This window comes from Clostridium thermarum (assembly GCF_006351925.1).
Lineage (GTDB): Bacteria > Bacillota > Clostridia > Clostridiales > Clostridiaceae > Clostridium_AU > Clostridium_AU thermarum.
Window position 1 is genome coordinate 925,352 of sequence record NZ_CP040924.1, and the last position, 25,798, is coordinate 951,149.

Consider the following 25,798-nt stretch of genomic DNA (forward strand, 5'->3'; position numbering starts at 1 on the left):
GGTGGATTTATGCATAATCGAGAAGATTTTTCTGATGAAATTTCACTGATGGAAAAATTAAGAAGCGAATTGGATGAATTAAATGATGTTTTTAACAATTGGGTTTACTACGATGTAGAAGGCCTTTTTTTTACTATAAGGGAAAAGCAATTAAAACTGAACAGCCTTGAACTTAGCGTAAGGTCAAGTAAGATGAATAACCTTTGAACAAAACATAGCAGCGGTCTTTGCAAAACATTTTAGTTCTGCAGAGGCTGCTGTTTTTTCGGACACTTTTTAATAGTAGTATTAATTTATACTTTCTATTTTACCATTGTGATATTTTAGAACATGATGTGTTAATAGTGGTGGCGGTGTATCCCAAATAATTTGACTTAGATTTTCATCAAGAGCTAGCTTGCTATACATTATATACTCTATGAAATATGTATCATCTGTATCTTTTTTTACTGGCCCGACTTTAAAAATCAGTTCATTTTTGGTATCTATACTGTTATTTATATAACTATTAAACTTATCAAACACATCTTTAGTATCACTGTCATATACATATATTGGAGCGTTTATATTGTCGTATATATCAATAATTAAGGAATCATAAATTTTAAGTACATTTGAAGCTTGCAACAAAGTAGTATTTTTTGATTGAATATTATTGTTTAATTCTTTGATTTCGTTGTCTTTATAATTAAGCTGAGAGGATAAATTAGCAATTCTATTCTCTAAAAATCTTGTTTTATTATAAAAGATTATTGTTATAACAATAAGAAGAATTATAAGCGATGAATTAATTATTAGCATGACATATCTTGATTTCATAAAACGTCACCTCTATTCTAGACCGCTATTCCATTTAACTTTTGTTATATGAACAAATTTCATATTTGATGGTTGAGTTGATCCATAAAGAGATGATAGTTTTACATTTAATCTATTTGATGTATGTGCTGAAACATAAGTTCCTGCATAAGTACCATCGGTAGAAACCACCATTAGCACATGGCTGGGTGTATATACATAATCACCTGGTTGAATATTCGATACATCAGTTGCATGTCCTTGTACTCCATAATCATTATTTTTGAAATTTGCTGTAATATAATCAAGAAAGTATGGAACATATGTCCAATACCATGTGGGAGCAGTGCTACTTTTATCAGCCCACCAGTAATAATCCATAGGTATGTCTTTAGCTGAACTGCTTCTTCCACCAAATCCGTACCAAATACATTGTGAAACAAAATTTTGACAATCATTTCCATAGCTAAAGTATTTAAACTGTGCATTATTGTAACTTGAGCCATCATTTCCGCCTGTATTATCTGTATAATAATTAGCATACCATACTGCATTTGTTCTATTATAAGTAATGTAATAATCGCCAGGAACAGCGTTAGGTTCTATTGTCACTGAAGGTTCTTTTATTGACACTGAGGATTGTAATGTATAATTAGTTAAATTACTACTGTTTATAAGATCATTAATTGGCTGTGTAAAATCCGTATCATTTCCATATAACATTTTTAATTCATCGTTATATATGTCATCACAAATATACAATTCACCTTCGATATTTGTTAGGATGACTTTGTGAGGGGTTGTAATTGTTTGATAGTCGTTAAAATTACTAAATTTAATTGAATTGGTTACCTCTAAATCAACAGTTATAGTATTTTCCAGTGAAGTAATTGAATTATATTTGTAACTACTTTCTATATTTTCATAAGAAGCATTAGCAAGGTTGCTTGAAGTCAATAAATATTTTATTCTTCCAAGTTCATAATTTAATGTTTTATTTGACTGAGGATTAAAGAATAAAGACTCTAGTAATTCAAAATCATTTGTATCTTTACTAATTAAAATTTTATTATAAGTTTTAAAATATTTCTCTACAGTTGTTTTTATGTCCGTATCACTTGTGATACTCTGTGCAGATGCAGAGCTTGGCAATAAAAAGACTAATAAAAATAAAATAAGTAAGGCAGATAAACTTTTTTTCATATTAATACCTCCAATTCTATATTTTACAAATTCGTATATAGAATACCATAAAAAGAATTGTTGTAAAATATTTATTTTAAAGGAAAAAATAAGATTAGCTCGTTTTTTGGGTACATATATAGTAAATTCTTCAATATACTTATACTTACAGGATTTATTCACCCAGACCCAAAAAGGGATGGTGACACCTTATAGTGTTACACTTAGGAAGTGCAACACTATTGATAAAGACAATAAAGCAAGAATTGGTAGAAATTCTACTAATTCTTGCTTTTCGATTTTAACTAAGGTAAATATAACTGCAAATAAGGATTGAGGGTTTTTTTGAGCCGCAAAACAGGAACTTGGGATTAAAGAATGGCATTCAACATCTGAAAATGCGCATCATGCTGCTATTACTTTAAGTAATCATTTTTGGTAAATTGGGCACATATTTTATATGTAGGTAATATATAACTAATATGGTACAATTAGAATAGGGGGTGGCTGAATATGAGTAATTTTATAGAGATAAAAGCTGAGGATTTGAGATTGGACATAAGTAATATACCCCAATTTGAATCCACAGAAGAAATTGAACCCTATGATAAGGTTATAGGGCAGAAGAGGGCCGCAGAATCAATCGATCTCGGCTTGAATATGGAGAGTAAGGAATACAATATTTATATATCAGGAAAGACCGGCACCGGTAAGACAGGGTATATAGTGAGAAAAATAGAGGAACATGCTAATTCTATGCCAACACCGGAGGATTGGTGTTATGTTTTTAATTTTGATAATCCCAATAATCCCATAGCAATATCACTAAAGCCAGGAACGGCACTAAAGTTTAAAGAGGATATGCAGGCATTTATTAAATTTGTAGAAAAGGAAGTGCCAGTATATTTTAACTCCGAGAACTATGATAATGAGAAAAACAGTATCGTAGATAAATATGAAAAAATGATGGTAGCTCTTACAAAGGAACTAAACAGCAAGGCAAAGAAGTACGGCTTCAGTGTGAAACAGGCTTCCACCGGGGAATTTATTTTTATACCACTGAAGGAAGATAAGGAAATGACCACAGAAGACTATGATGAACTGAAGGAAGAGGAAAAGGAGGTATTGGAAGAGTCAGTAACAATACTCAGAAATGCTTCCTTTGACATAATTAAGCAGACAAGAGCCCTGAATAAAAAGATGGAGGAAGAGCTGAAGGAGCTTGATGACAGGATATCAGAGAGTATAATTTCCGGAAGGTTAGAGGAGCTTCTGGCTGAATACGGTATTAATGAGAAGGCTATAAAGTTTCTGACCGCTTTAAAAAATGACATAATACAAAATATAGCTCACTTTATTGAAGATGAGGATCACCCCAAAAATCCTGAAGCAGAAAAGCTATTCTTAAGAAGATATGCGGTAAATGTAATCGTAAGCAATGAAACTACCAAGGGAGCACCGGTAATCTTTGCAGATTCAGCGCAGCCGGGCCTACTTTTTGGAAATATAGAGTATGAAAATAAATTGGGAAATCTTGTGACAGATTTTACCCTGATAAAGTCTGGATATCTTCACAAAGCCAACGGAGGCTTCTTGATCATAAAAGCCCAGCAGCTCTTATCCTACTGGCAGTCCTGGGAGACTTTAAAAAGATGCATAAATCTTCAAGCTGTATCAATTGAAAACTCCAAATATAATATTGAAGTACTGCCTATCTCCACCTTAAATCCTCAGGAAATACCTCTTAAGGTAAAGATAATTCTCCTGGGAAGCAACCTGATATACTCCTTACTGCTGCAGCATGACTTGGACTTTGAAAAGCTGTTTAAAATAAAAGCAGAATTTGACAGCGAAATAGAAGGGGACGAAGAAAATACTCATAACCTTATAGGCTTCTTCAGCAATTATGTCACAAACAATAAGCTTCCGCATATCAGCAGAGCCGGGGTAATAAAGCTCCTTCAGTACTCCAGCAGACTGGTAGAAAACAGAAGGAGATATTCGGCTTCCATGAGTAAAGTATTGAAAATTGTTGACATGGCCAGCTACTTCGCCAAGGTAGATAAGTCTCCTCTGATCCAGGAGGCTCATATAAAGAAGGCCTTGGATGAAAATGAGCAGATGCATGGACTCATCAGGAAAAAGGTCTTGGACATGTACAGCAGCAAAAAATATGTAGTAGAGCTTAAGGGGGTCAGAGAAGGCCAGATAAATGGACTTTCCGTAGCCAATTACGGGGACTGCGTCATTGGTCAGCAGCATAAGATAACCGTATCCACCTATGCTGGCCGAGACGGTATCATCAATATAGAACGTGAAGCTGAAATGAGCGGAAGCATACACAACAAAGGTGTGTTGATACTCTCAGGCTATATGGGCCAACTAGTTGGCCAGCACATACCAATAAGCTTTAATGCCAGCATAGTTTTCGAACAGCTTTACTCCGGTATTGAAGGTGACAGCGCCTCAGCAGCTGAACTGATTGCCCTATTGTCCAGCCTCTCAGAGGTGCCCATCAAGCAGAGCCTAGCCATAACCGGGTCAGTAAATCAGCGCGGCGAAATTCAGCCTATCGGTGGAGTAAATGACAAGATAGAGGGCTATTTTGACATATGCTCTTTATTTGGACTGGATGGGTCTCATGGGGTGATAATACCTATATCAAATTTGGATGAGTTAATCCTAAAGGATAGGGTAGTAGAGGCTGTAGAAAAGGGACTCTTCCATATATATGCCGTAAGAACCGTAGAAGATTGCCTGCAGATATTATTACCTGAAGAGTTTACGGAGAAGTGGGAAAATAACATTATGGAAGGAATTAAAGAAAAAATTATGTCTAAGCTTCGGGCCTACAATGAGGTTCTCAGAGCCTCCCGCCTTTGAATAAGTAATTTATATTCGGGAAAAAATAAAGTAAGCACCAATATGATTTTTAGGATGGGATAGGTATGAAAATAGGATTAGTTAGGCATTTCAAAGTTGACATTCAAAAGAACAGATACATGACTGCCGCAGACTATGATAAATACAGCAGAGATTATGACACAGCAGATGTAATACCCAACGAAATAGTAATCGATGAAGAGTGGGACAAATGCTACTGCAGCAGCCTGCCAAGGGCTTTAAAAACTGCCAGAACCATTTATCACGGCGAAATAATTCCAACGGATGACCTGAGAGAAATACCTTCAGTAGCAATCTTTAAGTTGAATTTCCGCCTTCCATACAATCTATGGGCCATACTAAATCGGATTGCCTGGGGAAGAAATCATACTGCCCACCCGGAAGGCCGTACAAAAACTTTAAAAAGAATAAATGAAATAATGGAAACCATCTTTATGCAGCCCGAAAAAAATATACTGATAGTAAGCCATGCCGGAACCATGTTTGAAATACAGAAAATCCTGAGAAGGAGGGGCTTTAAAGGCAGGGGCTTCATAAAAGCGAAAAACGGCAAACTCTATGTTTTCGAGAAAAAATAGATATTAGTGAGACAATAAGATACCTCTAGCAATAGGGGTATTTTTTATGTTATGAATGTTACGGACAGGCTTAATTTGGCGGTGGCAGCGGGGCTGGTCCAAAGGTGTATACGGGAGTGGTAATTAACAACAATATAACGCTCTGTTTTAAAAGAGTGTTGTTAGTATTTTGAACAAGCATAACCCTTCTTTGGAAACCGCTATAAATTTAATTATAAATTTTTTTATAAAAAATTTAAATTTGATGATTAGAAACGTTAGTTCTGGTCAAGAATTTAGATATCCGAAAATGAGTTCGGAGCATGTACGAAAAAATCTGAAGGCGGGAATAATAATGGACTTATTAAGAATGTTTATCGAGGCTTTAAAAACACTAAATGTATCTCAACTTATCAACTTAAAGGAAATAATATTTAAAGACGATAAGTCAATGACTAATGAAGACTTTATTGGGCTTATTAAGAAGTATCATCTAGAGCATAAGGCTTGTTGTCCTCTATGCAAGAACATTCATATTATCAAAAATGGTTTCACGAAAAAAGGAAGTCAGCGGTATAAGTGCAAAATATGTAAAAGAACTTTTTCAACATTTACGGATACGCCATTTAGTTACACAAAAAAATCCTTGGAACTATGGGGAGAATATATTAAGCTAATGAGCCAGGCTACTTCTATTCGAGCCTGTGGCCATAAACTAGGCATAAATATAGCTACATCCTTCCAGTGGAGGCATAAAATATTAAAGGCATTATTAGCAATGCTGAAAGATCAACTAGGTGGAATAATAGAAATAGATGAGGTTTTCATTGCGGAAAGTTTCAAAGGAAATCATTCCAAGAGCATGATCTTTGAAATGGATAGGCCGTCAAGAGAACGGGGCATGACGCTGGGAGAGTATCTTCATAGCAGAAAGGTTTCTGTGCTTTGCTGCAGAGATAGAAAGGATAGCTTGTTTGCAAGGGCTGCAGACCGATGCAAGGCTAGATATGATAGAGTGTTTGCTTTGCTGGGAAATAAGTTGCCTAAAGGCTCAACTCTATGTACAAATAATAATATGGCCTATATTCCCCTGTCCAAAAGGCTTAATTGTAAGCTGTATAAAATGAGAGGCAGTTTTGAAATAAAAGAAAAAAAGTACCATATACAAAATGTTAGTATTTTTGGACAAGAAATAAAAATAAAATAGAGAACCACTTTAAGGGTGTGGCAACAAGGTATTTGAACCACTATTTGGTTTGGATTCATTGGATGGTAAAGCTTAGAGACAAGTTTACGGCCTATAACTTTGCAGATATGTTAGCCATGATTTCCCTCAGTGGTGAAAGACTGAGGGTCGAAGATTTTAAATACGTGGAGTCTCTGCCAGCATAATCAATATTTCCATACTGAAGTGTGAAAAATCTTGGACATTAATGCGAATAAGCTGTAACTAAAAAATACTTAAAGTCATAATGAGGCTTGCCATCAACACTTTTCTAAAACACAGCGTCATAGTGGCGAAATGCTAATATTCATACAACCACTAGCAGACTTGTCCGTCAACGAAGTCATTATTTGCAGTTACCATTGTAATAGTTGGATTGAATAATATATAATAAGACTAATAAAAAGTTATTCAGAAAGGAAGATTTTCCATGAAAATTGATATACTGAAATGCCATGGGTCGGGCAATGACTTTATATTGATAGATGAGATATCTAAGGAATACAATTTCACAGAGGAAGACAGAAAGTGTATCGCAGTTACGCTCTGCCACAGAGATAACGGAGTGGGAGCGGATGGCATATTGTTTGTTCTAAAGAGCCATAAATGTGATGCCAGGATGAGGATATTCAATGCTGACGGGTCTGAGCCGGAAATGTGCGGAAACGGCCTCAGATGCGTAGGCAGATTTGTTTTAGAAAAGCTTAAGAAAGAAAGAGTAATGATAGAAACTATGAAGGCGGAATACGAAGTAAAGAGCGTCGAAGATTTATATGAGGGTGTAAAGACTGTGGAGATTGCCATTGAATCTATAACTTTCGATGTTAAGGACTTACCGCTAATTTATCCCCAAGATAGGCTGTTCTTCGGTAAGTTGGATGTACTCTCTGATAACTTGACCTTTAGTGCTGTAAGCGTCACAAATCCCCACCTTGTTGCCAATGTTGATGACATAGATGTGGAAGAATTGGTTGAGGTTGGTAATACTGCCAATAACTCACCGGATTTATTGCCAAAAGGGGTTAATGTAAACTTTGTTAAAGTCATAGATGCAAATAATATATATGTTAAAACCTATGAAAGAGGCGTTGGCTTAACTAAGGCCTGTGGTACAGGTATGACGGCTTCAACGGTGGTAGCTTGTATTGCCGGTAAGTGTCCACTAAAAGAGGAGATAAGTATCTTCAATGACGGTGGAATGATTAAGTGTATAGTAAATAAAGAGGGAGAAGAGAAGTATCTTGTACAGTTTATAGGTAATGCCTCATATGTATTTGATGCTGTTATAGACATGGATCATGTGCTGGATTCATTTAACCAGTCAGTAAATTATGATCCCTATGAGGATGAACGAATTCAGTATGAAAGAATGTACGAACACACAAGGAAAATAATCAATAGCCTTAAGTAATCATAATAGAATTAATAATTTACGTCAACATTCCATATATATATATTACGGCTGAATTTATTGCAGTATTTTTTGCCGTACTACGGTGTATGGAGTGTTTTTCTATGAAGAAATTGATGGCTTTTCTAGGTGTACTTACTGTAGTTATTTCAACTTTTATTTACTTTCGCTATCAGGCTTATAAGGAGAAAAAGGATAAGGAACAACTAATGCAAGAATTGAACCGCAATGCCGATGTGATGCTGTATGATATTAAGTCCATGGGAACTAAAGACATAACAAAAGATTCCTACGGACAAAAGGATCCTGCTGTCAGTGATGAGCTTATGGTATGGATAGATGAGAAAAATGGCCTAGAGAGTTTTGATAGCATAGAAAAAGAGAAAAATGGCAAATCAGATCTTGGGGTCTATGATATGAAAAACGGAGAAGTGATTCTCATTGAGGAGGAAGGGGCTCAGACTCTTTGTTCAGTTACACCTGAGTACATTGTATATACCTCAAAGAAGGATGCAAAAGGTTCTGAAATAAAAGTTAAGAGATATTATAGAACACGGATAGAATAAGGTCAGAGGCAAGCTAAACTTACCTCTGACCTTTATAGTTCATTCAGCACTTCTTGAGGTAATTCTCTCAAGGCTTTTCTTAAGATATCTTATAATCTGAAAAATTATACTTGGCTATTATGCCACAATAAAGATTAAAAAAGTCTACTGCTGTAGATTTTTATGTTATAATAATTTGAGTAAACAAAGCTGTACAGAAAGGCGGTGTTTTGATGAACAAGGGTATTGATTATTATATTGAGACCAAAGAAAAAAATGAAAAAATCTGCACAGAGCTAAAAAGTGAGATTTCTCAAATCGGATATTTAAGGCTTGTGGACTTTATAATAGGTGTAGTAGTCTCTGCCTATATATATAGTTTAAATCAATATGTGATTTTTTCAATAGTTGCTGTGATTTGGATTGGCGTATTTATATACTTGGTTAAACTGCACGAAAGGGCCATTGAAAGGAAAAATTATGCCGAAGCCTTAGTGACCATAAATAAGAGAGGTATAGAGAGGGTACAGGGGGGCTGGAACAAGTTTGAGGATGATGGTTCTGAGTTTATAGATGAAGACCATCCCTACAGCGGCGACTTGGACATTGTGGGTCACAGCTCCCTCTTTCAGTGGATAAATACCACCGCTACCTATATGGGCAGGCTTAAGCTGAAGGACTACCTTCTGAATCCTTTGAAAGACGTCAGTGAGATAAAAAGAAGGCAGGAGACCGTAAAGGAATTATCCCAGGAAGTTGAGACAAGGCAGAAAATTAATGCTGAAGCCATGCTCATCAGGGATAAATCCAAAGATCCGGAAGAACTGCTCCAGTGGGCTGGGACCAATGATGTTCAGATGGATAGCATTTGGATAAAACTTATAGTTAACGGCCTTACCTTGGCCTTCTTTACAATTGTATTCTTGCTGATATTTACAGAGCTGATTTCCTATAAGTATATTTTGGCAATCATTGCCCTGAATATAGTGGTTTTGACAGCAGCCAACAAGAAGCTCAGCGGTTCCTTAGACACTATACATAAGTACAAAGACGGAATAAAGATATATGAGAGAATCATTAAAATAATTGAAGATAAAGAATTTGCCTCACAGGCAGTGAAGGATTTGAAGAAAGGCTTCTATACCGATACTGGGAAAAAGGCTTCTGAGGTAATAGGGGAACTGAAGACCATATCGGACTTAATAGCTGACAGAAGAAACATGGGCTATATAATAGTAAATTTAGCCCTTCTATGGGATTTCCGCATAGCCTCCATGCTGTATAAATGGAAATGTCAGTACGGAAGGTATTTAAAAAATTGGCTTGAGATTATCGCAGAAGTAGAGGCACTGGCCAGCCTTTCCAATATAAGCTTCGAAAATGAAGAATGGTGCTTTCCTGAAGTCCATGAAGGGGTGAGCTTGCTAAAGGCACAGAATCTTGGACACCCATTGCTGGGCCACCGGAGGGTCTCTAACGATTTTACTATAAAAGACCAGGGCAGTGTTATCTTCATCACCGGGTCCAATATGTCCGGCAAGAGCACCTTTCTGAGAACTGTAGGCATAAACTTGGTGATGAGCTACTGCGGGGCTCCAGTCTGTGCCTCCAGTTTTTCCGCAGCAATCATGGATGTATATACCTGCATGAGGGTCAGCGATAACCTTGAAAAGAGCATCTCTTCCTTCTATGCGGAAATACTGAGGATAAAAAAGATAGTAAGTGCCTCAAAACAAAATAGCAAAATTTTCTTCCTGCTGGATGAAATTTTTAAAGGTACAAATTCCATAGATAGGCATCAAGGTGCCACAGTACTGATAAAACAGCTGAGCCGCCGTGGCGCTTCCGGCATGGTTTCAACCCATGACCTGGAGCTGGGTGAATTGGAAAAGGAAATGCCCAAGGTAGCCAACTATCATTTCCAGGAGCATTATGATAATGGAAAATTGAACTTTGACTATAAATTAAGAAAAGGTATATCTGCCACAAGAAACGCCATGCACATAATCAGGCTGGCCGGGATAGAGGTAGAATAGGGGACGGTTCACAACTATTCTGCAGGTTTGCCATAGAGCTGCATAGTGCAGTACAGAGGGGGACGGTTCACAACTAGTCAACATACATTGAATAAATTAGGGGGACGCAACATGAAAACAATATTAGATAAGTTCAACTTTTTTAAAACCTACCGTGGGCTGCCGAGGAGCATGTATGTTTTATTTATAGCACAGATAATTAACAGATTTGGTGATTTTGTAATGCCCTTTCTGACACTATATCTAACTGTGAAGATTGGACTGGAACCCATACTGGTTGGGGCCATAGTGACAATTTGCTCAATCATTGGTATCCCTGCTTCCTTTCTGGGGGGATACTTTGCGGATAAATTTGGAAGAAAGAAGACTTACTTATATGCCCAAGGGCTTGCAGCCTTAATCCTGCTGCCCTGTGCTTTTGTAAAGGACCCATATATAAATGTAACTTGTCTTATGCTTAGTTCTTTCTTCCATGGCTTTATAAGGCCGGCGATGAACGCTATTGTTACGGATGTACTTCCGCCGGAAAAGAGGCAAGCTGGCTTTGCCTTACAGTATCTTGGCATAAACTTAGGTGTTGCTCTTGGCCCACTGGTGGCAGGATTTTTATTTAATAACTTGTTGCCCATGCTTTTTATAGGCGACGTCATTACTTCCTTTATAGCATTGTATCTGGTAGCAGCAAATATAAAGGAAACCCATCCTACCTATACTAAGGAAGTGGTATACTCCCAGGCTGAAAAGGAAGAGAAGAAAAATATCTTCGTAGCATTGGCAAAGCGTCCGCAGCTGGCTTTGTTTTTCCTTGTCTACATAGCCTATTCTTTTATCTATACCCAGCACCGTTTTGCACTTCCGCTAACGGTTACGGATATTTTTGGGGATGCCGGAGCCCAGAGATTCAGTTACTTGATGAGTGTAAATGCTGTAACGGTGCTTGGCTTTACAGTTATAATCACAGGCTTAACATCAAAATTACATCCCTTGGTGAACATGGCCCTAGCCGGAATAACCTATGCAGTGGGCTTTGGTATGTTAGGGTACGTTGACAGCCTGCTGATGTTGGTACTGTCTACGGTTATATGGACAATCGGAGAAATTCTGGTAATGACAAGCTTCGGGGTATATGTGGCAAACAATAGTCCAAGCAATTACAGGGCAACCTTTAGTGCCTTCGGTAACCTGAGCTGGTCTATAGGTGGTGCCCTTGGTACTTCCCTGGCCGGGATGTACGTTGATTCCTACGGATTAAAGGCCCTATGGAACTTGACAATTATAATCTCATTGGTAGCCACTGTATTGATGTTCTGGCTGCGGGAATGGAGAAAATGGGGGACGGTTCGCAACTGATATAGGGGACGGTTCACAACTATACATGCTTTTATATAGCTTGTACAACGGTCTAATGGGCTATGCATTTTAAACTGTTGCAAGGCTTTTACACTGAATTTAGAAGGGGATGGTGGCTTGAGAGTATCAACAAGAATTAGTTCGCTATTTAATCCTTACAGAGGTTTATCCAGAGAAATATGGGTGCTTTTTGCTGCAAGGATCATAAACAGTATGGGGGCTTTTATTTACCCCCTGTTGACATTAATCTTAACAATAAAGCTGGAAGTACCAGAGGATAAGGCAGGTTTATTAATATCCGCTTCCGGCATTGCCTTCATGTTCAGCGGTGTTATTGGGGGAAAACTTACAGATTTATTTGGCAGAAAGAAAATTATTATAACCTTGAATTTGATTGGCGCATGTTTGTATATTGCTGCAGCCTTTGTACCGGTTTCCATCAATATGATTCCAATGATCATAGCCGCCGGCTTTTTCATGGGCATGTCGGATCCAGCCAGTTCAGCCTTGATTGCTGATATAACTGAGCCAAAGACGAGAGATGGAGCCTACTCACTATTCTATATGGGAATGAATATAGGCTTTGCAGTATCCCCTACAATAGGCGGTTTGCTGCTGAAGAATCATTTGAACCTCCTGTTCTTTATAGATGGATTTACAGCTATTTTGTCAATGCTGCTCATAGCGGTTTTCATACCGGAATCCTTCAATAAAAATCAGGAAATAGTGGGAGAAGACAGAGAGCTGGAAAAGCATGTAGAAGGATCAACCTTAAGTATATTAATTAAAAGACCAATACTGATCTTCTTTGCACTCATAATGTTTGGATATAACTTCGTATATGCACAATGGAGCTATTTATACCCAATGCAGGTGGAACAGAGTTTCGTGGGGCAAGGGGCAAAGATCTATGGACGTCTTGTCAGCTTCAATGCACTAATAGTTATCTTCTTGACACCGGTGATAACTAAGCTATTATCCTCTAAAAAGAGTATAAGAAGAATCTTCTATGGAGGAATTTTATATGCAGCAGGCTTTGGATCCCTTGCCTTTGGAGGAAATATATACTTTTACATCTTTTCTACAGCTATAATAACCTTTGGAGAAATAACTGTTACAATAAGTTCGTCACCTTTCTTGGCCAACCATACACCGGCTTCCCACAGAGGAAGAATAGGTTCTGTACTGCCTATTATTATGGGAGCAGGGCAAATCCTGGGCCCGGGAGTTATGGGAGTTATATTGAAACTTACAGGAATCAATGGGGCATGGTTTTTCACTGGTGGAATAATGAGCATCTTTGCATTATTCACTCTTCTCTTAGATAGATATGAGAATAGAAAAAAGGTAGAGGTTAATACTACTGAGGTAGCATAAGAACCAGTAGGAACTTATGAAAGATAAATAGTTAGCCATGATAAGAAAAATATAAATGATAAAGGTCATCAGATGTGGAAAATAGTCCGTCTGATGACCTTCTTTTATATAGCTGGTTATAGAGAAAATGAATGCACATGGTATTAAAACTTTATATTAATAAACTTTATTTATGGTAAAACCTTCTTTTTGGAAATCGTCAATTATGCTGGCAACATGATCATGACCGTTTGTCTCAACAGTAACCTCCAGCTGAACCTGCATAAAGCGGTATAAGGTCTTATATTGATTATGATCAAGCTTAATAATATTTGCATTATTTCTTGCAAGTATTTCACAAACCCTCATTAACTGACCTGGTTTATCCGGAAGCTCCATGGTAAAGCAGAACACTCGACCTCTGGATACAAGGCCTCTATTAATAAGGGAGGAGATGGTCAGCACATCTATATTACCACCGCTGACAACACAAACTACCTTCTTATCCTTATCAGCAATACGTTTGAGACCTGCCAAAGGCAGAACACCTGCATTTTCAGCAATGAGTTTATGCTTTTCCAATAAAATTAAAAAGGCCTCCATAAGTTCGTAATCAGAAACAGTGATTATTTCATCCACATATTCTTTAGTCAGAGCAAAGGTTAATTCACCGGGCTTTTTAACAGCCGCTCCGTCTGCTATGGTCTTAACAGAATCCAGGTCAATGATTCTGTTGCTGTCTATGGACAACTTTAGTGAAGGCGAACCCTCCGGCTCAACTCCAATAACCTTTACATTAGGATTTATGGACTTAGCTGCGACTGCGATACCAGTTAATAAGCCGCCGCCGCCAACTGCAGCTAGTATATAATCTGCATCTTTAAGTTCTTCCAGAATTTCTATACCGATGGTTCCCTGTCCGGCAATTACATCCAAATCATCAAAGGGATGAATAAATATGTATCCCTTTTCTTTTTCCAGTTCCCTTGCATATGCACAGGCTTCATCATAGCAGTCACCATGAAGTATAACCTCTGCACCAAGATTTTTAGTAGCTTCAACCTTTATAAGGGGAGTAGTCTTTGGCATTACAATTACTGCAGGAGTACCTAACTTCTGGGCAGCAAAAGCCACACCCTGAGCATGATTTCCGGCAGAAGCTGCAATAAGCCCCTTTTGTTTATCTTCACTGCTAAGTTTGCCAATCTTGTTATAAGCTCCTCTTATTTTAAAAGAACCGGTTACCTGTAAGTTTTCAGGTTTAATATAAACTTGATTACCACATTCACTGCTAAAAATATTGCTGTATATTAACTTTGTTTCTTTAACTACATCTTGCAGTCTATCTTTAGCATTTTCGATTTCCTTAAAGTCTAAAATTGGTCTAACTGTCCCCATCAATTGTACCCCTTTCTATAGGCTGTCAGCATCGTGCAATAGCAATCTAATTTTTATATTATCTATTCTTATATTACCTACCAAGTTTAATTTTAAACCTTTGGCTTGAAAATTCAATAGCCTGACAGACATGCATGAAACTTTTCAATTCCGGAAAATTTTTCTTGATTTTATTCTTAAATTCTCAAAAATTATAGGGGACGGTTCACAACTTTTTAACAAGTGGACAAGTTTATTGGCAAGTTGATAGAAAGAAGGGGACGGTTCACAACTTTTCATACCTTTTAAATTCAGTACAAGCTATTTTTGGAGCTTGGACAACTATCTGTAATTGGTAGTTTAGTTGTGAACCGTCCCCTAATTTCTCTAAGTTCAGGCCCTACTTTAAAAGTTTTCGGGCCCGGTTTTTGCTTACATTAAATCTAAAGATACTATAGCTTTGTGGTTCCATAAGCCGTTCACGTCTATTATTCAGATCCTCAACCAACACTGGAGGTATTTCCTGCTCGGAATCCTCAGTAAGTTCAATGAGATAGGGAACGGCATCATCGGATAGGGAGGTTAAGTAATGGAAGTCTATCTTCCCATTTTGTCTGTAAATTTCTATGTTTTGCTTAGCTATAAAGGAATCTACATTAATCACATTTAACAGGGTATAAAAAATTAGAGAACCCAATACAAATACTTTTGGCAACTTGATTTTCTTATACCAGATAGCAACTAAGGCAGTCAAATTCAAAATTAGCAGCAGTGCCATAAAAAGATGGACATATACTCTTAAATAGGTGTAACCATAGGTTGTTTCATATAACCTCATTTTATAATGAGCGGAATAGAGCATATTAAGAGTAAATAATGCTAAGAGGGTATATAAAACACTGCAGAAGCGACTGACTTTTGCTCTGGTAGATTTGGTTTTTGTAAGGCCGAACAATATAATGGAAAAATTGATTATTGTTACTGCTACAAGTTCAAAGAAGCCCCTTCGTGCATATTCGGCATAGGTATAACCCTCTGGCAGTTGACCATTGCCATATAAATATGAAAACTGTACTATGGCAAAAAGAAAGTATATGACATTCAACATTGCTAAGGGGATTGAAATTGTCACAGAATCCGCTGCAAACTCAGAAGCAGAACTGCTTGTAGGCTCTTTTCTTTCGGAGAAGCCCCAGACAAAGGAGAAAAAGTATATTGCAAAAATAAAAACTAATATGATATGTGACAAGGCATCTGAAATCCCCCAATTATCAAGGAAGTTGAGGGTGTTGAAAAACTTATTCACATAATAACTGAACATCATGTCTGCAGAAGATAGGAAAACTAACACTATCAGCAGCAAAGGTACAGAAATCACTATTCCGGTTACCACATAAGGATTAACTTTTTTGGCCTTCAATGAATTTGAAGAAAATAGACGGTTTTTAAGCACCAAAAATGGCTTGCCAAGGTGTATCAGAGGATACATTATCATGTGGCCAAGTATCTCTCCAATAAAGCTTAGCCTAGAATAGTCAATATCCTTAAACCATAATATTATGGCTGTACCGGTCATAAGTACGGGAAGAATTAAGGCATTGAGCAATTGTATGGGCTTATTGTCATATATGGTACTGCGGATCATAATTATAAATAGTGGAGCAAGAAAAAGCAGCCCCTTATTTCCTTTTAGCTCAAGTTTATCAGCTAGCATTACATAATAAAACAATACAAGAGCTATCATAACTATTGAAAATCCTAGGCCACCAAAGCCATTGTAGAGCACCCTATCCCAGAGGATTCCTATTAAAACAGCACCCAATAGACTTGTAAGTTTTTCTCTATTACTCATCATATTCCACCTCAATACCTTCTTTATATTCTAATATATCGCCGGGCTGGCACTTCAATTCTCGGCATATGGCATCTAAGGTGCTGAATCTGATAGCCTTAGCCTTTCCGGTTTTTAATATAGATAAATTTGCATTGGTTATACCCACTCTCTCGGCTAATTCTGTCAAAGAAATCTTTCGTTTAGCCATCATAACATCAAGGTTTACTAATATAGCCATAGTTTTTGCACCCCCATCATATTGTAAAGTCATGTTCTTCCTTGAATTCTACAGCTTGCTTAAATACCTTTGAAAGAATCAATATAAAACATCCTGTAAAGAAGAAAATTAAGAACTCTATATCAGTATGAATACCGCTGCTGTCAATGAAAATAAATTTGAAATCCTTAAACTGTTGGTTAACAAAGAAATTTATAACATAGCACACAGAAACAAGGAAGCAGCTTACTGCTATATTTTCTAGTCTGTGCACATTCTTTATGATAAAAGGGTTATTGTGAATAAGTGATGCCACTATATTTCTTAAGTTAAATAGTATAGCCAATAGGGAGGATCCACCAATGATGTACAACAATGTTGTAATGATGTTTTTTAAGTTTATATAGTTACCTTCAGCATTTTTTATGGACGTAATGAATACAAAAAGGAAAACTATGGGAGCAACTATCAAAAGGATGTCCATGACAACTTTTAAAACTGATGCTAATGAATGTTTACCGTAATATTTCATATAAATACACTCCTTGTAATAAATTTCAAAATCTATAGCAGTATATTACCACAGTATATATTAAAAATCAATATTAAATTATTGAAAAACAATAATATAATAACGAGAAACAATAATTTAGTAATGAGAAACAATAAAGCTCTATCTCTAAGAAGGCCTGGCTTATTTAGAAATCCGGTCCATTTTCATAAGCTACAAAATATCTTGGATTATGATTGTTGGCTACAAGGATTTTACATGTTTGTCCATCTGAGTAGAATCATATCAACTGATGCAGCATAATTTAATTTCAAAAAGAATACTTATAATATGGTAGCTGTTAATACATATAGTTAGAAAATCAAGGAAATTATAAATTAAGAATATTAGTCACACGACATAAATCGCCAAGGTCTTATTGAGTTTAATCCCTATAGCTTTGTTGTATCAACTAAATATTGGAGGTATTGACGTGCTTGTAAGATTCTTTGCAGGCTATGACCTGTTAAGACTAAGGATAAAACTAGCGTTAATATATGTACTAAACCTATCAGACATAATTTTTACCCTAGTTTTGCTGAACACCGGTCTTTATATGGAAGCAAACATCGTTATGAGAAATGTTGTGGAAGATACTTCATTAAGCTTGGCTGTAAAAGCAATTATGCCTTTTGTACTTATATTGATACTGGCTATAAGAATTCAGAAAGCGGATGAAAATCAAAAAAAGATTTCAAACATTGTCATAAACGGATGTTTATTATACTACCTTTTGATAAATGTATCCCATATAATATGGAGCATTCTTTACCTTGTTTAGATGAGAAGTTTAGCTTATATTTTTATATGACTGCAGAAAGTCAATGTTTAGACAGCAGTCGTATAATATATGAGCTATATTTTTACGGCAAAAGAGTTTTTCAGTGTGATACGTCCCCAATTACTAACTTTCATTTTCGGCGGATTATTGATATACTATTAATATCGGTCATTTTTATAAGTTGCCGACAATAAGTTGCCAACAATGCCGAGAAGGATAAAGGAAGAAAGGGAGGGTGTCTGAGAAATAATGGTAGATAAAGTTGATTTTAATAAGCTAGATATTCAAGCTATAAATTCAGAGCTCAGCGATGACATGATGCGGGATATAAAGACACCGGTAAAGGACAGAAGAGGCTTCAATTATAACTCTTATGTCATTTCGATACCAAGGTATTTCTACAGATTCCTGGGTATTAAGACTAATGAAGAGGAATATTACAACAATTTATATAAAATTGATAGGGATATAAGGACCTTTACCAGACTATACATGAGGTTTGACAAGGGCTTAGATAGAAATATTGGCTTATCCATGCAGAATAAGCTGAACGAAATAGGAAAAAACATTAATTTTGACAGCGGTATCGACAGTTCATATATTGTCAATGCCATCGATAATGCAGGCCTGTTTCCGTCCATGTCTAATCCAGCCTTTACCCTGCAGATGAAGAATTATTTTAAGGTAATGCTTGACTACTATATGAGAACCAGGGCGGAGCTACAAATGCAGGAATTCAAGCTGGTGCTAAACTACGGAGTTCATTGGCTCAATTTATACAGCAAAGGACTCTTTGACAATTTTAACTATATTGATATCAATCCAAAGGTTTTATATTATGGGAACATAACACCGGAAGAGGCCTTTTTCCTCATATTTTTGTCAACACTTGGCTGTGATGTATTATATTTCAACCCGATAAATGCGGGAAGCATTGCCCAAGTGGACAAATTTAATGCCTTCTCCAGAGAAATAATATATTTGAACCGTGGAGAAATAAAAGACTTTCCCCAGGAACTAAAGGACAGAATAAAGACTACAGCCTACAACGCCAGAGAGGAACTAAACAAGACCCTGTTCGATGAGAGCGGAAGCTTCTATAGGCCATGGCAGTTTGCGGATTACAGTATTCAGTCACTTACCATGAGAACCACCTATGAGGAGGTAAATCTCTGGGCCAAGGAAAAGGCAATGATCCGAGATGGCTGGAAGGTGGAAAATAAAACTGTATTTATACCCAACATCTTTGCCAAGATCAGCGGCACTCATGAGGATATCGACAAGTACTGGAAGGAAGTTAATGAAATTGTAGAACAGAAAAATACAAAGTTTATAAATAAGCTTCCCATCATTGAGGTTGTACCATTGGAGTATGGTAAACTTCAACAGGTCTATCCTGAGCATGGTAAGGCAGACTTTGACACAAATAAATTGATGAAAATGTCCTGGTGGAAGTATAAAGAATTGAGAATAGGCCTTCAAAGGGCCATTGCCGAGAAGATCAAGCAGCTTTGCTTGAATCCCGTGGTATATAATGTGGAAAATCAACCCTTCAGAGATTTTCAGGTAGATATCTTTTCTGTACTTATAAATTTGGATCTGTCAATGCTGCAGCTGCTCCAAAGCTTTGACTATCCGGATCAGGTACCGAAAATTGTTATATACAATAATGAAAAGAACGGAAATGTCTCCTATGAGGACTGCATAATGCTTTCCTTTATGAATGCCATGGGAGTTGATATAATGATCTATAACCCATCAGGCTATACAGATATAGAAACTTATATATATCCCGATATCTACGACGTGCATCATCTGGAAAAAGTCAGCTTCAATCTTGATTTCAAAAAATATCAGGAAAAAAAGAAGGGCTTTTTCAAGAGTATTTTTGGTAAGTAATATTAAAATTTTTCTATCTGGTAAGACTACTTAGATGTCATATATGAAGGGAAAATTAGATTTGTACAGAATACTAATGTATGCAAGAGTAAATTAATAAATAATCATTGACTGGTATGACTTTAATAATTATTAAGATTTATAGGAGTGAGGAATTATGGCCGATAACGAAATAATGCAAATTAAGGAAGATGATACCGAACAGAGGGTTATAAGCATCAAAGAGAAGCTAAGACGCTCTCCAGAGGTGCTTCAAATAGCATCTGCCATTAACGTGAAGGATGCTAACGCCATTTTGGAGTACGGTAATCAGCCGGCACAGGAAATATCAAAGTTTGCCGACCAGATACTTAAGACCATGAAAACTAATACCGTAGAGAGCTCAGGTATTATGATCAAAGAGCTGACCAATATCATGAAGAAGTTCGACAAGCAGGACTTCGAAGATAAGCCTGAGGGCTTCTTTGGAAAGTTGTTCAATAAGCCAATGAAGAGCATTGAAAAGGTAATGGGAAAATATAAAACCATAGGTTCTGAAATTGACAAGATTTATGTTGAACTTGGAAAGTACAAGAACGATCTCAATGATGCTAACATAATGTTGGACAATATGTATGAGCAAAATTTTCAGTACTATCAAGAATTGGAGAAGTATATTGTAGCCGGTAACTTAGTGATTGAGAAACTGGAAAATGAAGACCTGCCTGCACTGGAGGCAAAAGCTGCAGCCACCGGGGACCAGATGGACTATATGAACCTGGAAAATATGAAAACTGCTATTGAGATGATGAAGCAAAGAGTTTACGACCTGGAAACAGCTAAGATGGTTTCACTGCAGACGGCACCTCAAATCAGAATGATACAAAGAGGTAACTACAAGCTGGTTTCTAAAATTCATTCAGCCTTCATAATTACAATACCGGTATTCAAAAACGGTATAGTTCAGGCTGTAGCCCTAAAGAGACAGCGAATAGTATCAGACTCCCTTACTGAGTTGGACAGAACCACTAACGAATTACTGCTGAAAAACGCAGAAAACATAAAGAATCAGAGCATTGACATAGCAAAACTGGCCGGTAGCACCAGTGTAAGAATAGATACTCTGGAGAAAACTTGGAATACAATCATGGAAGGTATAGAAGAAACCAAGCGAATAGAAGAAGAAAACAAGAGACTGAGAGAACAAGGCCTATTAAAACTGGACGACATGACGGAAAAACTAAAAAGAAAATCACTGAACCCAAGCTCTTAAAAGGATACCTGAAGGTATCCTTTTTTGAGGGGACGGTTCACAACTAGACTAACTTTTCGAAGAAGTTTGTACAAATTTAATTTAAATTAAGTTTGATGGCGAAAATAAGTAAAGAGCTGTTTAAGCGAAATATTAGTTATGAAATTTATCTAGTCATAAAGGAGCTTGTCTATAAAAACTGGTTTATTAATAATGATTAAATTTACATATTTTTTTTGAGTAATGCTTACTAATATACTTAAGAAAGCAAAATCATAGTAAATGATTATAGATTAGGGGGATGGGATGTAATTCCTATACTTACTAACTAAATCATCTATAATATGCATATACTTGATATTTGTTGTAAGTAAGCGGAATCCCATCTCAGAAAGTTTCCAAACATTACTTAGTGTTATATTACTAAAATAAGTACATATTTTTGTTAGGCTTGCATCAGTTAAAGAGCGCATGATAATTACAAACAAGGCTTTTAATTCAGTATTTTTTCGTGAATGTTTCAAGCGAGGATCAAATTTAATACCAGAAACCTTTGAGATGTAATTAATTATTTCCTCAGGGGGCATATTTCTCAGTATAATGTTTCTTTCGCTGCGATATTCAAAGCTTTGAGGAGTAAATTCTATGTCCTTATCAATTTCTTTGAGATTGACAGCAGTGTATAATCTATTTACTAAATCTACATATGAGGAACGAGCTTTTATTATATCTTTACTGAAGTAATCAAGTATATGGGTATAATTTAAGATATCATACTTGTCAGACCGTATCCCAAGATAAATACCAAAGCTGGAATAACTGTATTTATGAACATTGTTTTCATAACCTTTGATATCCTTTGGATTATTATGAATGTACGCAGTTAAATTCAAGAGATAGTTGTCGTTATCAACCAACTTACTCTTAAATCGGTCTTGAAACACATGGCCATGTCTCTGATATTTTATGTTATAATAGGCTGCATAGCTCTGATTTATTGATTTCATGATTTTACTGATATCGGCAGCACAACAATCAATGACAATATGGGCGTGGGTTGACATAAGACAATAGGCATAAACTTCAAAAAGATAGATCTCTTTGTACTTTTTCAAAATTGCTAAGTATCTTTCTTTGTCTTTTGAGTTGCGGAATAGCATAATTTCACTGATACTTCTAACCATGATATGATAAATACCGGCTGGGGACTTTTTCCTTGCGGTTCTAGGCATAGTTATCACCTCGTAACAAATTTATTTTTTAAATTATTGACGGAATTAAAGAGATTTAATCAAAAAAGGGGACGGTTCACAACTATTCTACAATAAATTTGTAGGAATAGTTGTGAACCGTCCCCAATAAGGATAGAATAACTCTATACATAACAAGAAGGAGTGTTAAAATTGAAGCAAAAATTTATGTATAATCCACCAAAGAACGGTTACCCTGAGTGGAACAATAATCCTGAGATATATGAAATTAATCGAATGGAAGCACATGCGACATTAATACCTTATAACACCATAGAAGAAGCTCTGGAAGGTAGGAGAGAACTTTCCAATTATTATAAATTATTAAATGGAAGATGGAAGTTTAGATTTGCTGAGAGTCCATCCACTAGAGAAGTTGACTTTTATAGAGATAGCTACCACTGTGAACAGTGGGATGAGATAAACGTGCCTGGACATTGGCAACTGCAGGGCTATGATTACCCACAGTATACAAACATCACATATCCTTGGGAAGGCAAAGAGGATATCAAGCCACCTTTTGCCCCGGTAAAGTATAATCCGGTTGGTCAATATGTAACATACTTTTCAGTGCCTGACCAGTGGAAAAAACAGCCGGTTTACATTAGTTTTCAGGGTGTGGAGTCAGCTTTTTATGTATGGGTAAACGGAGATTTTGTAGGCTATAGTGAAGATACCTTTGACCCAGCAGAATTTGACATAACGCCATACCTGAGAGAAGGCAGCAACAAGCTTGCTGTAGAAGTATACCGTTGGTGCGATGCCAGCTGGCTAGAGGATCAAGATTTTTGGAGACTTAGCGGGATTTTCAGAGATGTATATTTATATTCAACACCGCAATACCATATATATGACTTCAGTGCCCATGCGGATTTGGATGAGAACTATGAAGATGGAAGGCTCACTATAAAAGCAAAAGTTACCTACTACAATGTCACCGGAGCAGATGAGAATTCTCATAACGACGTTAATTCTGCATTAACTCTTGAAGCAAGAATTTATGATAAAAACAGAAATGAAATACTGGAGGAACCTCTATCATTAAAAGTAGATCTAAATAATGTTGAATATAAAGTAATAGAAATTAAAACTGATGTATCAAATCCTAAAAAATGGAGTGCAGAAAAGCCTAATTTGTATACCCTGGTATTAATCCTGCGAGACAAGGACGGGCAAATTACTGAAACTGAGAGCTGCAAAATAGGCTTTAGAAAATTTGAAATTAAAGATGGAGTTATGAAAATTAACGGAAAGAGAATAGTCTTCAAGGGGACAAATAGACATGAATTCAGCTGCGACAAGGGCAGAGCCATCGGATATGATGAGATGCTTAAAGACATCATATTGATGAAGAAGCATAATATTAATGCAGTTAGAACCTCCCATTATCCGAACAACCCCCTATGGTATGATCTTTGTGATGAGTATGGGCTTTATGTAATTGATGAAAATAATTTAGAGACCCATGGAACTTGGCAAAGACAGGGGAAAATAACACCGGAGACTGCTCTTCCCTTTGATTATCCTATGTGGACGCCGGCCCTGCTGGACCGATGTAACAGCATGCTGCAGAGGGATAAAAATCATCCGTCCATATTGATATGGTCCCTTGGAAATGAGGCCTTTGGTGGAGAGAACTTTATCAAGATGCATGATTTCTTTAAAGAAATGGACCCATCAAGGGTTGTCCACTACGAGGGAGTGTTTAATTATAGGCCATCAGAGGCTGCATCAGATGTGGAAAGCAGAATGTATGCCAAACCACAGGATATAGAGGAATATGTCAGAAATAATCCCAAGAAACCTTTTATGCTTTGTGAGTATAGTCATGCCATGGGCAACTCCTGCGGAAATCTGTTTAAGTATACGGAATTAACAGACAAATACGATATTGTACAAGGCGGCTTCATCTGGGATTGGATAGATCAGGCTCTAAGAACTAAAACTGAAGGAGGGATAGATTATCTTGCCTATGGTGGAGACTTTGGAGATTGGCCAAATGACGGCAACTTTTCAGGTAATGGGATTGTTTTTGCTGACAGAAGCTTAACTCCAAAGATCTTTGAAGTTAAGAAGTGCTATCAAAATGTACAAATTGAGGCCGTTAATTTAGAAACTGGTGATATTAGGATAATAAATAAGTTCCTTTTCACAAATCTAAACGAGTTTAAGTTGGCTTGGAATGTATGTAAGAATGGCGAAGAAGTAATTAAGGGCCTGCAAAATATTGATGTTGCGCCGCTGCAGTCACAAGTGATAAATATTCCATATCCATTTATGACTAAGACTTCTTTAGATGAAGAATATATATTGACTGTCAGCCTTATATTAAAGGAAGATACTCCATGGGCTGAAGGCGGTCATGAAATAGCCTTTGAGCAATTTTTACTGCCCATACCGGCCTTAGAGGTTATCCATCAAGAAATTGCAGGTGGAAATTTAAATCTGGTTGAGAACGAAAATGAACTAAAAGTTCAAGGAGAAGATTTTTCTGTAAGATTCAATAAAACAACAGGTAATATTTCATCATACATCTATAAGGATTTCGATATATTCAGAGAAGGGCCAATTCCTAATTTCTGGAGGGCAATTACTGACAATGATAATGGAAACAGGCTACAAGACAGAGCAGGCCTATGGAGAACTGAGGGTCAAGATAAACAGCTGCTTCATATGGCGGTCAAAGAGGGACACGATTCTGTAAAAGTATCTATTGAATACTTATTAACTTCCACAAGATCTAGATGCAGGATTAATTACAATATACTTGGGGATGGAACTATTGATATTAATGAAGTACTGATACCGGGAGAGAATATGCCTGAAATTCCTGAAATAGGTATGATGATGGTGATGGATAAAAAGTATGAAAATCTTCAGTGGTATGGGAAAGGACCGCATGAGAATTATTGGGACAGAAATAGGGGAGCAAAAATAGGTATATACCAAGGCAAAGTTGCTCAGCAGATGGTACCATACCTAAAACCTCAAGAATGCGGCAATAAGACTGAGGTGAGATGGGCTCAAGTTACAGATGAAAAGGGAAGAGGCATAAGGGTCATAGGCCATCCACAGCTTGAAATCAATGTGCTTCCGTATACTCCGGAAGAGCTGGAAGGTGTAGATCATCACTATAAGCTTCCTGTCAGTGACAAAACTGTCATAAGAGTAAACTACAAGCAGATGGGAGTAGGCGGCGATGACAGCTGGGGCGCAAGAACTCACAGCGAATTCACCTTGCCGGCTAACAGAGTTTATGAATACAGTTATAGTATAAAACCTATTGTATAGTATA

Annotated in this window: 21 protein-coding genes; 14 read left to right on the forward strand and 7 right to left on the reverse strand. The window is 36.8% G+C overall.

Going from position 1 to position 25,798, the window contains the following annotated elements:
* Positions 1-9 precede the first annotated feature (9 nt).
* Positions 10-207: a hypothetical protein gene (locus FHY60_RS03970; protein ID WP_139903660.1), complete on the forward strand. Its 198-nt coding sequence runs from the start codon at positions 10-12 to the stop codon at positions 205-207.
* Positions 208-288: 81 nt separating this feature from the next.
* Here FHY60_RS03970 and FHY60_RS03975 read toward each other — a convergent pair whose 3' ends face one another.
* A complete protein-coding gene (locus FHY60_RS03975; RefSeq protein WP_139903662.1) occupies positions 289-819 on the reverse strand; it encodes a hypothetical protein in 531 nt (176 codons plus the stop codon).
* Between the two features lie 12 nt (positions 820-831).
* Complete coding sequence (locus tag FHY60_RS03980; RefSeq protein ID WP_139903663.1) at positions 832-2,001, reverse strand: amidase domain-containing protein; 1,170 nt, start codon at positions 1,999-2,001, stop codon at positions 832-834.
* A 492-nt stretch (positions 2,002-2,493) separates the two neighbouring features.
* On the opposite strand from FHY60_RS03980, the gene FHY60_RS03985 reads away from it, so the two are divergent.
* The 9 genes from FHY60_RS03985 to FHY60_RS04020 all read left to right on the forward strand — a co-directional run bounded on the left by FHY60_RS03985 (position 2,494) and on the right by FHY60_RS04020 (position 13,385).
* Positions 2,494-4,863: a Lon protease family protein gene (locus FHY60_RS03985; protein WP_139903665.1), complete on the forward strand. Its 2,370-nt coding sequence runs from the start codon at positions 2,494-2,496 to the stop codon at positions 4,861-4,863.
* 65 nt (positions 4,864-4,928) lie between these two features.
* Entirely contained in the window at positions 4,929-5,462 is a 534-nt protein-coding gene (locus FHY60_RS03990) for a histidine phosphatase family protein (protein ID WP_139903667.1), read from the forward strand.
* A gap of 334 nt (positions 5,463-5,796) precedes the next feature.
* Entirely contained in the window at positions 5,797-6,648 is an 852-nt protein-coding gene (locus FHY60_RS03995; RefSeq protein WP_180375464.1) for an IS1595 family transposase, read from the forward strand.
* Between the two features lie 17 nt (positions 6,649-6,665).
* Complete coding sequence (locus FHY60_RS17790; protein ID WP_180375465.1) at positions 6,666-6,833, forward strand: hypothetical protein; 168 nt, start codon at positions 6,666-6,668, stop codon at positions 6,831-6,833.
* A gap of 263 nt (positions 6,834-7,096) precedes the next feature.
* Positions 7,097-8,077: a diaminopimelate epimerase gene (gene dapF, locus FHY60_RS04000; RefSeq protein WP_139903671.1), complete on the forward strand. Its 981-nt coding sequence runs from the start codon at positions 7,097-7,099 to the stop codon at positions 8,075-8,077.
* A 104-nt stretch (positions 8,078-8,181) separates the two neighbouring features.
* Positions 8,182-8,643, forward strand: a complete 462-nt coding sequence (locus FHY60_RS04005; RefSeq protein WP_139903673.1) for a hypothetical protein — start codon at positions 8,182-8,184, stop codon at positions 8,641-8,643.
* A gap of 212 nt (positions 8,644-8,855) precedes the next feature.
* Positions 8,856-10,658, forward strand: coding sequence for a MutS family DNA mismatch repair protein (locus tag FHY60_RS04010; protein ID WP_139903675.1), 1,803 nt, complete (start codon positions 8,856-8,858; stop codon positions 10,656-10,658).
* A 111-nt stretch (positions 10,659-10,769) separates the two neighbouring features.
* A complete protein-coding gene (locus FHY60_RS04015; RefSeq protein WP_139903677.1) occupies positions 10,770-12,008 on the forward strand; it encodes an MDR family MFS transporter in 1,239 nt (412 codons plus the stop codon).
* A gap of 117 nt (positions 12,009-12,125) precedes the next feature.
* Positions 12,126-13,385 carry an MFS transporter gene (locus FHY60_RS04020; protein ID WP_139903678.1) on the forward strand — a complete coding sequence of 420 codons (1,260 nt, stop codon included), beginning with the start codon at positions 12,126-12,128 and terminating at the stop codon, positions 13,383-13,385.
* Positions 13,386-13,541: 156 nt separating this feature from the next.
* On the opposite strand, the gene ilvA is transcribed toward FHY60_RS04020, so the two are convergent.
* From ilvA to FHY60_RS04040, 4 genes are all read right to left on the reverse strand, one after another.
* Positions 13,542-14,762, reverse strand: coding sequence for a threonine ammonia-lyase (gene ilvA / locus FHY60_RS04025; protein ID WP_139903680.1), 1,221 nt, complete (start codon positions 14,760-14,762; stop codon positions 13,542-13,544).
* Between the two features lie 379 nt (positions 14,763-15,141).
* Positions 15,142-16,593 carry a DUF4153 domain-containing protein gene (locus FHY60_RS04030; protein WP_163215973.1) on the reverse strand — a complete coding sequence of 484 codons (1,452 nt, stop codon included), beginning with the start codon at positions 16,591-16,593 and terminating at the stop codon, positions 15,142-15,144.
* Entirely contained in the window at positions 16,586-16,813 is a 228-nt protein-coding gene (locus FHY60_RS04035; protein WP_139903683.1) for a helix-turn-helix domain-containing protein, read from the reverse strand. Before FHY60_RS04035 ends, FHY60_RS04030 begins: the two co-directional genes overlap by 8 nt.
* 16 nt (positions 16,814-16,829) lie before the next feature.
* Positions 16,830-17,324, reverse strand: a complete 495-nt coding sequence (locus tag FHY60_RS04040; RefSeq protein WP_139903684.1) for a DUF2975 domain-containing protein — start codon at positions 17,322-17,324, stop codon at positions 16,830-16,832.
* Between the two features lie 451 nt (positions 17,325-17,775).
* Between FHY60_RS04040 and FHY60_RS04045 the strand changes: the two genes are divergently transcribed.
* The 3 genes from FHY60_RS04045 (at position 17,776) to FHY60_RS04055 (ending at position 21,274) form a co-directional block, all read left to right on the forward strand.
* Entirely contained in the window at positions 17,776-18,123 is a 348-nt protein-coding gene (locus tag FHY60_RS04045) for a DUF5658 family protein (protein WP_243122219.1), read from the forward strand.
* Positions 18,124-18,372: 249 nt separating this feature from the next.
* Positions 18,373-20,022: a YceG family protein gene (locus FHY60_RS04050; protein ID WP_139903687.1), complete on the forward strand. Its 1,650-nt coding sequence runs from the start codon at positions 18,373-18,375 to the stop codon at positions 20,020-20,022.
* A gap of 157 nt (positions 20,023-20,179) precedes the next feature.
* Entirely contained in the window at positions 20,180-21,274 is a 1,095-nt protein-coding gene (locus FHY60_RS04055) for a toxic anion resistance protein (protein WP_139903688.1), read from the forward strand.
* Between the two features lie 272 nt (positions 21,275-21,546).
* Here FHY60_RS04055 and FHY60_RS04060 read toward each other — a convergent pair whose 3' ends face one another.
* Positions 21,547-22,485: a transposase gene (locus tag FHY60_RS04060; RefSeq protein ID WP_139903690.1), complete on the reverse strand. Its 939-nt coding sequence runs from the start codon at positions 22,483-22,485 to the stop codon at positions 21,547-21,549.
* Positions 22,486-22,656: 171 nt separating this feature from the next.
* On the opposite strand from FHY60_RS04060, the gene lacZ reads away from it, so the two are divergent.
* Positions 22,657-25,794 (forward strand): beta-galactosidase, LacZ type, encoded by a 3,138-nt coding sequence (lacZ, locus tag FHY60_RS04065; protein WP_139903692.1) that lies wholly within the window; start codon positions 22,657-22,659, stop codon positions 25,792-25,794.
* The last annotated feature ends 4 nt before the right edge of the window (positions 25,795-25,798 follow it).